This is a genomic window from bacterium (genome assembly GCA_021372515.1).
Lineage (GTDB): Bacteria > Gemmatimonadota > Glassbacteria > GWA2-58-10 > GWA2-58-10 > JAJFUG01.
The window spans coordinates 1-11,962 of the sequence record JAJFUG010000065.1 but is presented as its reverse complement, the minus strand read 5'-3'; the positions used below and the strand labels follow the sequence as shown (position 1 = coordinate 11,962).

The 11,962-nt window shown below is 64.6% G+C and carries 11 protein-coding genes; 10 read left to right on the top strand and 1 reads right to left on the bottom strand.

The genetic code is table 11. The features are described 5' to 3' along the window. Positions 1 to 12: 12 nt before the first annotated feature. Both LLH00_06570 and LLH00_06565 read left to right on the top strand, forming a co-directional pair. Entirely contained in the window at positions 13 to 378 is a 366-nt protein-coding gene (locus LLH00_06570; protein ID MCE5270933.1) for a response regulator, read from the top strand. A gap of 251 nt (positions 379 to 629) precedes the next feature. After that, the gene (locus LLH00_06565) at positions 630 to 2,147 is read left to right on the top strand and encodes a DUF2779 domain-containing protein (GenBank protein ID MCE5270932.1); all 1,518 of its coding nucleotides are present in this window, start codon (positions 630 to 632) and stop codon (positions 2,145 to 2,147) included. Here LLH00_06565 and LLH00_06560 read toward each other — a convergent pair. After that, positions 2,135 to 3,361, bottom strand: a complete 1,227-nt coding sequence (locus LLH00_06560) for a DUF1343 domain-containing protein (GenBank protein MCE5270931.1) — start codon at positions 3,359 to 3,361, stop codon at positions 2,135 to 2,137. The genes LLH00_06565 and LLH00_06560 overlap by 13 nt on opposite strands. 186 nt (positions 3,362 to 3,547) lie before the next feature. Between LLH00_06560 and LLH00_06555 the strand changes: the two genes are divergently transcribed. The 8 genes from LLH00_06555 to LLH00_06520 all read left to right on the top strand — a co-directional run. Beyond that, complete coding sequence (locus tag LLH00_06555) at positions 3,548 to 4,348, top strand: inositol monophosphatase (GenBank protein ID MCE5270930.1); 801 nt, start codon at positions 3,548 to 3,550, stop codon at positions 4,346 to 4,348. Between the two features lie 53 nt (positions 4,349 to 4,401). Next, positions 4,402 to 6,705 (top strand): lytic transglycosylase domain-containing protein, encoded by a 2,304-nt coding sequence (locus LLH00_06550; GenBank protein MCE5270929.1) that lies wholly within the window; start codon positions 4,402 to 4,404, stop codon positions 6,703 to 6,705. Between the two features lie 253 nt (positions 6,706 to 6,958). Beyond that, a complete protein-coding gene (locus LLH00_06545) occupies positions 6,959 to 7,585 on the top strand; it encodes an ABC transporter ATP-binding protein (GenBank protein MCE5270928.1) in 627 nt (208 codons plus the stop codon). Next, on the top strand, positions 7,582 to 8,604 hold the full coding sequence (locus LLH00_06540) for a radical SAM protein (GenBank protein ID MCE5270927.1): 1,023 nt from the start codon (positions 7,582 to 7,584) through the stop codon (positions 8,602 to 8,604). Before LLH00_06545 ends, LLH00_06540 begins: the two co-directional genes overlap by 4 nt. A gap of 44 nt (positions 8,605 to 8,648) precedes the next feature. After that, positions 8,649 to 9,338 (top strand): outer membrane lipoprotein carrier protein LolA, encoded by a 690-nt coding sequence (locus LLH00_06535; GenBank protein ID MCE5270926.1) that lies wholly within the window; start codon positions 8,649 to 8,651, stop codon positions 9,336 to 9,338. Positions 9,339 to 9,568: 230 nt separating this feature from the next. Further along, positions 9,569 to 10,357, top strand: a complete 789-nt coding sequence (locus tag LLH00_06530) for a hypothetical protein (protein ID MCE5270925.1) — start codon at positions 9,569 to 9,571, stop codon at positions 10,355 to 10,357. Beyond that, positions 10,354 to 11,514, top strand: a complete 1,161-nt coding sequence (locus LLH00_06525; protein MCE5270924.1) for a uroporphyrinogen decarboxylase family protein — start codon at positions 10,354 to 10,356, stop codon at positions 11,512 to 11,514. Before LLH00_06530 ends, LLH00_06525 begins: the two co-directional genes overlap by 4 nt. Positions 11,515 to 11,696: 182 nt before the next feature. Further along, positions 11,697 to 11,962: flavodoxin domain-containing protein (locus tag LLH00_06520; protein MCE5270923.1), on the top strand; the 266-nt coding region annotated here is incomplete at its 3' end.

Genomic DNA, 11,962 nt, shown 5'->3' with positions numbered 1-11,962 from the left:
AAGGGGGTCAGAATGAAGATCCTGATAATCGACGACAGCAAGTTCATGCGCACGAGCATGGAGACCCGGCTCAAGACTTACGGGTTCGAACTTTTTCAGGCCGAGAACGGTGAGGCCGGGATCAAGCTCGCTCTGGCTGTGCGTCCGGACGTAATACTGCTGGATGTACGCATGCCGGGAATCGACGGGTTCGAGACCTGCCGCCAACTGCGCCAGTACGACAAGATGAAGAAAGTACCGGTGATCATGGTGACAGTGGAGAGCGACGAGTCGGCGGTCAAGAAAGCCATTCAGTCCGGAGTGACCGATTACGTGCTCAAGCCGGTGAATTACGACGATCTGGTGAAAAAGCTGGACAAGATCATGCTGCTCGACTGAAGCCTCACCTGAGTGTTTATCTCCGCAAGTGAAGCCTTCGCCGGATCGTTCAGGCTACGCTCCCTTTGCACCGTCCCAAGCGCCAGCCCCGGTCTCGTTTTTTTGCGACGGTTTTCGACGCTATCTGCATATCATCCTGGCAGCGGGAAATGGTATGCCAAGCCGGTTGAATTATTGCTCCCGGCGACTTATTTTGTCATTCAATGCCGTTCAGTTGAGCCCACTCAGTCCGAGAGCCGCCCGAGCCGATGATGCGATTGACCCGTTCCGCCTACCTGTCCGCCCTGCGCTGCCCGAAAAAAATGTACTACCAGTTGCACGGCCAGCCGCGCGAAAGCGGCCCCGACCTGGCCGCGCGCATGTTCAGCGCGCAGACCCGTCGCGTGGGCGAGCTGGCCCGCCGCTCGGTGGGCACAAACCCTGGTGAGTCCTGGAGCGCGCCCTGGGGCGGCCCGGGCGGTGAGGCTGTCGCGGTCGAGGAGACCGCCCGCGCCCTGGCCGACCCGTCGCTGCGGGTCATATTCGACGGGGCGTTCGAAAGCGGCGGCATCTTCGTGCGGGCCGATATCCTGGAGCGGCTGGAGGACGGCGTCTGGCGGGTGCGGCTGGTCAAGTCCTCGGCCTCGCTCAAGGAGAACAACCTCAACGAGCTGGCCCTGATCAAGCACGTGCTCGGCGCCTGCGGCCTTCGCCTGGACGGTTTCATGGTGATGCACCTCAACCGGGGCTATGTCTTCTCCGGCGGCGACTACGACCTGTGTGGCCTTTTTTCCATTCGCGAGGTGAGCGAGGCCCTGCCGCCCAGCGAGGAGCGCCTTCTGCGCGAGCTGCCCCGCATCCGCGAAATCCTTGAGGCCCCCGAGCCACCCGTGGTGTCAGTCGGCCCGCAGTGCCAGCGCTCCTCCCGCTGCGACTTTTTCGATTGCTGCCAAGCCGGGCCCTCCGGCTCTGACAGCCTCGGCTGCCTGCCCGAAACCCCGCCCGAGCTGCTGGAGCAGTTGGCCGGGATGGGGATAGCCGGTATCCGCGACATCCCGGCCGACTTCCCCCTCAACCCGCGCCAGCGGCGTGCCCGGTTGAGTTGCCAGAACGGCGGGACGGTGTTCGAGCCGGGGCTGGCCTCCGAACTGAAAGTCCTGCGCTACCCGCTGCTGTTCGTGGATTTCGAGGCCTCGAGCCCGGCCCTGCCGCGCTTTGCCGGGATGCACCCGTTCGACCCGCTGCCGTTCCAGTGGTCGCTGCATATCCAGGCGGCCCCCGGGCAACAGCCGCGGCATGTCGAGTTCCTGGACTGTGGTCCGGGAGACCCGCGCGAGGGTTTTATCCGCTCGCTGGTGCAGGCGACAGCCGGGTTGGAGGGCAGTGTGGTGGTCTACAACAAGGATTTCGAATCGGACCGTCTGAAAGAGGCGGCCGTGATGTTCCCGGAGCTGGCCGGTCCGGTCGAGAGCCTGCGCCGCAGGCTTTGGGACCTCTGCGCCGTGGTGCAGAACAATGTCTACCATCCCGGCATGTGCGGCTCGTTCTCGATCAAGAACGTCCTGCCCGCGCTCCTGCCGGGCATGAGCTACGAGGCTCTGCCCGTGAACAACGGCGTCACCGCCGGGGCGGTCCACTATCTCCTGGTGGAGAACCCGCCCGAGGACGCCGAGCGAGAGCGGCTGGAGAGCGAGCTGCGCCAGTACTGCCTTCTCGACACCTTGGCCATGCTGCGCCTGGTGGAATACCTGCAGGAACTGGTGGCGAAAGGAAAGGCTCAGTCGGGGTAAAGAAGGTATCTCAACCGGGTGGCTTTGAAACGCTCCAGCTCGGGCTGCCAGCTCTGCATGATCGACTCCACCGCTTCGCCCCGCCGCAAGCGCTCTTTCACGTCCTGCCGCCCAATCCACAGGTCTATTTTATTCAGTTCGAATTTTTCCGGGTACAGCCGTTCGATCACGGCCAGCAGGAGCAGCCCGGCTTTCAGGCTTTCGAGCCGCTGCGGGCCGGTCACCGTGGCACGCACTCCGCGGCAGGCCTGGCCCTTGAACACGTAGTCGGCTGGGGTGAATGTCGTATCGCGGAAACTCACCCCGTCCACTCCCGCGGCGTTAAGGCTGTCGGCCAGGCCGGGCCGGGTGATCCAGGGGGCGCCGTACAGCTCGAACGGCGCCTCGGTGCCGCGGCCGACCGAGAGGTTGGTCGCCTCGGCGATCCCCAGCCCGGGGTACAGGAGCGCGGCCATCGGGCTGCGCATGTTGGGCGAGGGGTTGATCCAGTTGCACCCCGTGTCGTCCCAGAGCATCCCGCGCCTCCAACCCTGCATTTTCACCACGCTCAATTTCGCCCCGATCCCGAATTCGGCGTTGTACAGCCCAGCCAGCTCGCCCAGGGTCAGGCCGTGGCGCACCGGAATGGGGTAGTAGGCGATGAAATTTCCGCAGAGGGCTTTTTCCAGCACCGGTCCCTCCACGGCCAGGCCGCCGATCGGGTTGGGACGGTCGAGCACGGTCACCGCCAGGCCTGCCTCGGCCGCGGCCTGCATGCAGAGCGCCAGGGTGGTGCTGTAGGTGTAGAAGCGTGTCCCGATGTCCTGGATGTCGAACACCAAAATGTCCAGGCCCTCCAGCCAGCGCGGCTCGGGTTTACGGGTTTTGCCGTACAGGCTGTAGACCGGCAGGCCGCCCTGAGCAGTCGAGGAATCGCCGTACTCGCGGTCCAGCTTGCCCCACAGTCCGTGCTCGGGTGCGAACAGGGCCGCAAGCTTCACCCCGGGGGCGGCGCTCAGCAGGTCCACAATCGAGCGGCCCCGGCGGTCGCGGCCGGTGTGGTTGGTCACCAGGCCCACCCGCTTGCCGGAAAGAGCCTGGAAAGAGCCGGCCTCCAGCACATCCAGCCCGGTCAGCACCGGGACGGCCTGCGGCTCCCGCGGGCGGGCCTGGCAGGCGGGGGCGCAAAGAAGGAGGCTGAGGCAGAAAAACAGCGGCAGCCTGAATAGGCTCATGACTGGCTCCGTCTGAGGGACAGTTGTGTGCTGAGTGTATCTGCACAAAGATAGCCCCGCCGCGCGGCGCGGGCAAGACGACTGTGGCGCTTGACACCCGGAGCGGGCGGGTTATCTTAGGGGCTTGTACATAGCGGTCGGCGCGGTAAGGCAAACGAACAGGCTGAGAGAGTGAAGGAGACAGGCATGCCGCTGGGCGATACGGTCGACAGAGCGCTGGAACTGGCCCGCAATCTGGCCCTGGAGGCGGGGCAGTTGTTGATGCAGCGCCTGGGCACGGATGTGGGCATGCAGCTCAAGGGCGAGATTGACCCGGTGACCGAGATGGACCGACGGGTGGAGGCGCTGCTGGTCGGACGTCTGTCGCAGGAGTTCCCGGACCATGATTTCCTGGCCGAGGAGGACACCCGCGCGCGCGGCAATTCTCCCTGGCTCTGGGTGATCGACCCGCTGGACGGCACCACGAACTACGCCCACGGCTACCCCTGTTTCGCCGTGTCCATCGGCCTTCTGTACGAGGGTGTCACCCGCCTGGGCGTCGTGTACCAGCCCGCCACGAACGAGATGTTCACCGCGGTGCAGGGCGCAGGGGGTTGGCTGGGCGGAAAGCGCCTCGCAGTGTCCCCGCAGACCGAGCTGGGCAGTTCTTTCCTGGTCACCGGTTTCCCCTACAATATCCGTCAGAGCGAGGTGCTCGATCGCTGCCTGTCACGGTTCAAGCGTCTGATGGCGGCCAGTTTCGCGGTGCGGCGCGACGGCAGCGCGGCTTATGACCTGGCCTGCCTGGCCGCGGGCCGGTTCGACGGGTATTGGGAGGAGGACCTCAAGGCCTGGGACACCGCGGCAGGAGTGCTGCTGGTGCGCGAGGCCGGAGGCGTAGTGAAATCTTTCAGCGGCGGGGAGCATGCCGACGGCCGCCCGGGTGGGGTGATCGCCGCCGGGAGCGTGGCCCTCGAGGCGGCGCTGCGCCGGGAGATTGAAGCCTGATTGCATCTTTCGTTCGCGTTATTACTCAACTTCGTGGTCCGATATTGAACAATGTGATAAAGATTATTCTTACCGGCCTGGCGCTCATGTCGCTGAACAGCCTGTCCCTGTCCGCGGCGGACAGCCTGGTCGAGCGGCTCCAGGACAGTTTCGACCAGACCGGCGCCAACCGCCGCCAGACCTACGCCGCGGTGATCGCGGACGTGGATGCCGAGGGCGGCGTGGCCAGCCGGGACCATCTCCTGGCGCGGGCCGTGGCGCTCAACCAGCGGGCGATGGACCTGGAGGATGATTTCATCGACCAGCTCATCGCCTCGGCCCCGTCGTTTGGCCGCCTGCCCATCTCCAACCCGCCGTTCCTGCCCGATTACCGCCGCGCGGCCGAGGAATTCGCCGGCCTGCGCTCCGAGTTGCCCTTTCTGAACGCCTACGCCGACAACGCGCGCCTGATCTCCGAGCGCTGGAGCGATGGCCGCTCGCTGCTGGAGGCGGCCCTGGAGTTCAAGACCCGCTATCCCTCCAGCCGATTCTGGCGCCGTCTGCTGCTGCTGTCCGGTTGCCGCATGGCGGCGCGCGGCGACTGGGACCTGGCGCGCCGGGCGTTCGACCCGCTCTGGAACGAGGCCTCCTCTTCGAGCCAGGCCATCGATTCCTACCGTCTGGCCTGGGCGCTCAAGGGCACGGGCAAGCCGGACATTCCGCCCGCGCGCATGCTGGACTGGGCCCGTAGGCTGGGCGGGGCCGGACGGGCCGCCTACACCCGTCTGCTCGACACCTGGCCCGACTCGCCCGAGGCCGAGGCCGCGGCCCTGGAAAGCGCCAGGCTTCTGCACGACAGTTTCCCGGTGCGGGCGCTCTCGGCCAATTTCCTGCAGGCCGACAAGCTGGACCAGGCCTGTGACCAGTTCGCCGCGCGCTATCCCGGCAGCCCCCGTCTGCCGGAGTTCCTGCGCCTGCGCGCCGATTTCCTCTACCAGTGCGGCAAGAAAAGCATGGCCATCTCGCGCAAGAACGATTACGCCTGGCGCAAGCACGGGGGCAAGAGCCGCCGCAGCACGGCCCAGAAATACAAAACCCTGGCCGAGGAGCATTTCGGCAAGGTGCAGCACCTGGCACGGCAGATCGAGCAGAGCTATCACGGCAGCGCGGCCTATTTTCAGGTCGGCATCCTGGAGGCCCTCGGCCTGATCGAGCAGGACCGTTTCGATCCGGCCCTGCAGTGCCTGAACCATCTGGCCGCCGAAAAGCCCGACTCCGAATCGGTCAACCAGATCTACTGGTACATCGCCCTGGCCGATTACCTCAAGTTCGACTATGTCGCCGTGACGCAGAACCTGGGCCCACTGGAAAACATCTCACGGCGCGACCCGCTCTACTGGTCACGGGCCATGCTGTTCCTGGGCAAGGCCCGTCTGACCCTGGGAGACAAGCCGGGCGCGCTGCGGGCGTTCAACGCCCTGGCGGGGGCCTATCCCTACACCTACTACGGTCTCCGGGCGCGGGCGATCCGGGCCGGGATGAAGCCGCCCGCCCCGCTCGACCCCGCAGCTGGGCCACCCACGGCCGATTCACCGAAATTCCCGCAGGAGTACACGCCCCTGGGGGCGGAAATCCAGAAAACAGCCGCCGCCTGGCGCGCCCTGGGGTTCTACGCCGAGGCGGCCTATGTCTACAACAACGGCCTGAATTTGGTCCCTCAGGATGACCTGCTGCGGTTCCGCATGCACGAGAACCTGTTCCAGGCCGGCTGGTACAACAGGGTCCTGCGCGGTTTCCGCGGACCGTTCCGCGATTACCTCCAGCGCGGTGGCGAGGGCCTGCCCTCGGGTTTCTGGCAGATCGCTTTCCTCGACCCGGAGCCGTACCGACGCTTCATCGAGACCCAAGGCCGCAAGAACGGCATCCCGCCGGCTCTGGTCACCGCGGTGATGCGCCAGGAGTCGAATTTCCATCCCCGGGCCAAGAGCCACGCCGGGGCGGTGGGGCTGATGCAGCTGCTGCCCTCGGTGGGACGGCGTCTGGGGCGCAAGGCCGGCTACGGGACAGTCAGCGCCGCGCGGCTGCTCGACCCCGAGATCAACATCGCCCTGGGCACGCGTTTCCTGGCCTCGAACCTGAACGACTGCGACGGGAACATCGCGCTGGCGATCAGCTCCTACAACGCCGACCCGCGCAACCTTCCGGCCTGGCTGGAACGCTCCCACGGCGACCGGGAGTCGGATTTCGACCTCGACCTGTTTATCGAGCTGATCCCGCTGGATGAGACCTACGACTACAACCTCCAGGTGCTGACCAATTTCTGGCGCTACCAGGAGGTATACGGCGGGAACGGGGACCTGTTTAAGTGGAAACTGTAGTCGGCTTTGTCGCGTTAACACGATGGCAGGTCGGGTGCAACGCTAAAATCTTGACATAATTCCTGTACTGGACTATACTAACGGCTAAGTAAAACATACTCGCCGGCCTTGGGGCCGCATGTTGGCCACGAAGCGATCTGAGCCTTTCAGTGTCGTAGAGGGGGGTTTTTTTATTTCCGGAGACCTGGACAGACAAGCCGTTGTCGTTGAAAATATTGTCAAAGATTACACGATCGGCAGTGAAACCAGCCGGGTGTTGAAAGGCATATCTTTCGGCGTGGCGTATGGAGAGTTTTTCAGCCTGATGGGGCCCTCCGGCTCGGGCAAGAGCACACTGCTCTACCTGATCGGCGGGTTGGCCCCGGTCACGGGGGGACGTATCTGGCTGGATGGGCAGGAGCTGACCGGACGCGGTGACAGCGCGGTCACCCGTATGCGCCACGACAAGATCGGTTTCGTGTTCCAGCGTTTCAACCTTCTGCCCACGCTCACCGCCCTGGAGAACGTGGCCATTGCGCTCAAGCTGACCCTGTTTGCCAACGGGCGGGATGGTTTCGCCGACCCGAGCGAGTTGCTGAACCGGGTCGGGCTGGGTAACAAGATGCACCACCACCCGCGCGAGCTTTCGATCGGAGAGCAGCAGCGGGTGGCAATTGCGCGCTCCCTGGTGCGCCGTCCCGCGATCCTTCTGGCCGATGAGCCCACAGGCTCTCTGGACCGCGAGAACACCCGGCGCGTGCTCGACATTTTCGAGCGCCTGCACCAGGAGGAAAATCAAACCATCATCATGGTCACCCACGATCCTCTGGTGGCGAAGCAGGGTGACCGGATACTGCACCTGGTGGACGGGTGTATCAGCGATAGAGAAGAACTGACATGAGAAAACTGACCAAAAGACAGACCGCCGCGCTGCTGACCCGCGGCATTCCAGGGTACATGTTGAGCTACCCCACGGTGGTCTCGCTGGAAATGACCCACTGCTGCAACGCCAACTGCAACCATTGCAACATGGGCGGACTGATCCCGGGCGAGCAGCGTATCGGGCCGGAGGACTACGGCCGCCTGATGAAGACGTTGAAGCCGATGATCGTCCAAGTGTCGGGCGGCGAGCCCCTGCTGCGCGATGACCTGGAGGGTGTGCTGCGGGCGGTCAAGCCGGTGGGCCACGAGTCGCCATACCTGATCGTGGTCTCCAACGGCTGGCTGCTCAACCGTGAGCGCTACCTCAAGCTGCGCGCGGCCGGGATCAACCAGCTCTCGATCTCGCTCTGCTTCCCGGATGAGCGTCACGACAGCTGGCGTCACATCAACGGCCTGTTTGCGCATCTGGACCGCACCATCCCGGAGCTGGCTGGCATGGGCTTCGATGATATCGTGCTCAACAGCGCGATCACCCACGAGAACATGCCGCACATCATGGACCTGGTCAAAGTGGCCGAACGCTGGGGGGTGTCGATCTCGTTCAGCGCCTATTCGGTGCTGCGCACCGGCGAGCGCGCCTACACCATCGACAGGCCCGAGGACCTGGCCCAGTTGCGCGGGCAGCTCGACCAGTTGAAGGAGTACAAGAAAACCCATTGCGGCCTGATCCAGAACGCCGATTTCAATATCGAGGGCACGTACCAGTTCTTCGAGAAGGGCGAGATACTGCCCTGCCGTGCGGGGCTGCGGTTCCTGGTGATCACGCCGGACGGGTTCCTGAAGCCCTGCTCGATGCACGAGCGCAAGTACACCTCTTTGCGTCAGATACACAAGGAATTCGTGCCCAACAACCATTGCGGCGGCTGCTATGTTTCGATCCGCTCCTATCTGGACAAGCCGATGGGAGACCTGCTGAAAGAGTATTTCTCGTCGCATTCGGTGCGGCGTAGTCCGGCGCTGGTGGCAGCGACAGTCTGAGGATTAAGACAAGGACAGGGTGGAAGATGAAGAAGACTATCACAATGCTAATCCTGACAGCCCTGCTGGGCCTGGTCCAGTCGGCACGGGCCGCGGGCGCGGAAGTGGACCAGATCCTGGACCGCATGGCCGAAAGCTCGGCCCGCCTGGAGGACATACAGGCCGATTTCGTCCAGACCAAGATTATGACCGTGTTCGATGAGACCATCGTCTCGAGCGGCAAGTTCTATTTCCGCAACCCGGACAAGCTGATCCTGGACACCCAGAACCCGGAGCACCAGCAGCTCATCATCAATCACAACCGCGGCTGGCTGCATTATCCCGACCTGAAGCAGGTGCACGAGTTCTCGGTCAAGCAGGCCCAGGACATGAGCGCACTGTTCGTGGGCTTCGGCGGCTCGGCGGCCCGTATCCGCGAGCAGTTCCAGGTGAGCCTGGAGTCCCGCGCCGCGGACAGCACCGGCGCGATGCTGGTCACCCTGGGGCTCACCCCGATCCAGGGCACCTCGGCCGCCAGCCCGGTGCTGGGGATACAGAAAGTGCTGCTCACCGTGCCCGAGGGACGCTGGTACCCGGTGCGCACCGAGATCGTACAGAAAAACGGCGACCGCTCGGTGTATGAGTACACGCACCACCGTCTGAACCTCAGGCTGGCCGAGTCGCGGTTCACGTTCAAGGCGCCCGAGGGCACCACCGTGATCCAGCACAGCCCGGACAGCGGAGTGACCCAGTAGGACGGCGGCGAAACCGGATAGAGAATTGCGAAGCCCGCGACGAGTGCCGTCGCGGGCTTTTTGTTGCTCTGCCTGTAAGGCCGACCGGTTGAGCGGTGCGGCGCGAGGGGGGGGCAAAAAATTGTGCGAAACTCGACGGTATATTATCTTAGCTCCTTTGGCGGGGCTTCGGCAATATCGCGCCGGCAGTAAGGACTGGCTTGGCCGCCGGGCAGAGGGGACTATCGGCGATGGATAGGGAGCGGGACAGGCTGGAGCTGCCGCGGCTGTACGAGCGCCTGATGGCCAATTTCGGGCCGCGGCGCTGGTGGCCGGTCACACCGGAAGCTGGCGGCGAGCCGCTCTACAGCGGCGGCCCGGTGAGCGACACCCAGCGCCTCGAGGTGATCCTGGGTGCGGTCCTGGCCCAGAACACGGCCTGGCGCGGGGCCGCCCGCGCGGTGGGCAACCTGTACGCCGCCGGTCTGATGGATTTCTCCCGGCTGCTGGAGACGCCAGTGGAGCGGCTCGCTCCACTCCTGCGGCCCTCGGGCTATTTCAATCAGAAAGCGAAAAAGATCAAGGCCCTGGTTGGGGCGGTACACGCGCGCCACGGCCTGCGCTGGCAGGCGCTGTTTCAGGAGCCGGTCGCGGTGCTGCGGCCTTTCCTGCTGGCAGTGAACGGGATCGGCCCCGAGACCGCCGACTGCATCGTGCTCGACGCCGCGGGCCAGCCCACGTTCGTGATCGACGCCTACACCCGCCGTCTGTTGTACCGTCTTGGACTGGCTTCAGAAAAAGCGACCTACGATCAGCTCAAGGCGCGTTTCGAGGCCGCCTGCGCGCCGGATGTCAACCTGTACCAGGAGTATCATGCCCTGCTCGACCGCCAGTGCGTGGTCTACTGCCGCAAACGGGACCCCCTGTGCGGCGAGTGCCCCCTGGCCGACCTCTGCGCCAGGAAGGGCGTGAATCCTCCCGTTCAGCCCGGCCGGAAAATGGCCCAGGCTACACTCACCACCGGAGAAAGGAAGCGATGAACAGCCGCGAAACAGTCCTCGCCGCCCTGGAGCACCGCGCCACGGCGCGAGTGCCGCTGGGCTCGTTCGCCTTTGACCACGACACTGTCTCGCGGGTGATCGGGCACGAGACTTTCCTGCGCAACAAGGCGCGCAGCCAGATAGCGCTGTGGGAGGGCCGCCGGGATGAGGTGGCGGCAAGCTGGCGCGAGGATGCGATCGAGTTCCACCGCAAGCTCGACCTGATCGACATCGTGGGCGTGCACGCCGGGGCCAGCTCGGTCCTGCCGCCGGCGGGCTACGAGCCGCGGCCTCCCGAGCGCGTGGACGACAGCACCTGGCGCGACCGCGAGGGGAGAGTGTTCCGCTACAGCCCGGTCACGGATGACATCACATGTATCAGCGACCCGGTGCTGGATGCGTGCGTGTTCAAAGCCCAGGATTTCCCGGCGCCCGGGAGCCTGCCCGCGCCCGACCCCTCCTGTTTCGAGGTGGTGGATGCAGTGATCGCCGCGTTCAAGGGTGACAAGTTCGTGATCGGCCCCTCGGGCGAGGAGGCCTCGATGGTGCTCCTGGGCGACAACTACGAGCGCGGGCTGCTGGAGTTCATGCTCAACCCGGAGGCGGTGCGTGCGGCCCATGTCCGGGCGCTGGCCGTGGGCCTGCTGCAGGACCAGTGGTACATCCGTCCCGGCCAGGATGCCGTGCTCTGGGGCACGGACTTTTCGTACAACACAGGCCCCATGATCTCGCCTGCCATGTTCCGCGAGTTCTGCCTGCCCAACATCATCCAGCGCGCGGCCTCGGTTCACGCGCGCGGGCTCAAGGTGCTCAAGCACGCCTGCGGCAACAACGCCCTTCTGCTGGACATGTTCCTGGAGGCGGGCTACGACTGCTATCAGTCGATCCAGGCCAGCGCCGGGATGGACTTAATGGAGCTGCGCAAGCGTTTCGCCGGGCGCATGGCGCTCTGGGGCGGGGTGGAGGTGGAGCACCTGGTGAGCGGCACGCCCGAGGATGTGCGCGCGGATGTGCGCCGGGCGTTCGAGGCGGCGCGCATGGCCGAGGGCGGGTTCATCCTGGGGCCGAGCCATTCGGTGGCCGTGGGCACGAAATACTACAATTTCATGGCCATGCTGGACGAGTACGAAACACAGAACGCCAAATGGCGCGGGTGATTTTCATAAAACGGACTTTTGGAAAGGTCGGAAAAATGAGCGGCAAAATCAGATCCTGTTTTTTTCTTATGCTTCTTCTGTCTTCGGCCGCATTTGCCGCGGACCAGGCGCAGCCGAAAAAAACAGCGGTATTGGTGGTTTACAGCTCCGGGACCCCGGTTGCCGGATTGTACGACAGCACCATGTCCAGCGAAACCCTGGAGGCGGTGAGCGCCGCGACGCCGGTGGCGCACAACACCGCCCAGGCGGCGCGGATTATCGGCGCGGCCCTGGAAGCGGAGGGACTCCAGGTGCGGCTGGCGCGCGTGGAGGAGTTCGAGAAGAAAGACTGGCGCGAGGTGGAGGCTTATGATTATTTCGTGCTGGGCAGCCCGGCGCATTTTGGGCAGATGAGCTGGGAAATGAAGAAGTTCTTCGATGAAGCCTTCCACATGATCTATATGTCTCC

Excerpts from the sequence above, each read along its gene's own strand:
- LLH00_06530 (MCE5270925.1), top strand. The coding sequence starts at position 9,569 with ATGGATAGGGAGCGGGACAGGCTGGAGCTGCCGCGGCTGTACGAGCGC.
- LLH00_06565 (MCE5270932.1), top strand. The coding sequence starts at position 630 with ATGCGATTGACCCGTTCCGCCTACCTGTCCGCCCTGCGCTGCCCGAAA.
- LLH00_06525 (MCE5270924.1), top strand. The coding sequence starts at position 10,354 with ATGAACAGCCGCGAAACAGTCCTCGCCGCCCTGGAGCACCGCGCCACG.
- LLH00_06540 (MCE5270927.1), top strand. The coding sequence starts at position 7,582 with ATGAGAAAACTGACCAAAAGACAGACCGCCGCGCTGCTGACCCGCGGC.
- LLH00_06535 (MCE5270926.1), top strand. The coding sequence starts at position 8,649 with ATGCTAATCCTGACAGCCCTGCTGGGCCTGGTCCAGTCGGCACGGGCC.
- LLH00_06555 (MCE5270930.1), top strand. The coding sequence starts at position 3,548 with ATGCCGCTGGGCGATACGGTCGACAGAGCGCTGGAACTGGCCCGCAAT.
- LLH00_06560 (MCE5270931.1), bottom strand. The coding sequence starts at position 3,361 with ATGAGCCTATTCAGGCTGCCGCTGTTTTTCTGCCTCAGCCTCCTTCTT.
- LLH00_06570 (MCE5270933.1), top strand. The coding sequence starts at position 13 with ATGAAGATCCTGATAATCGACGACAGCAAGTTCATGCGCACGAGCATG.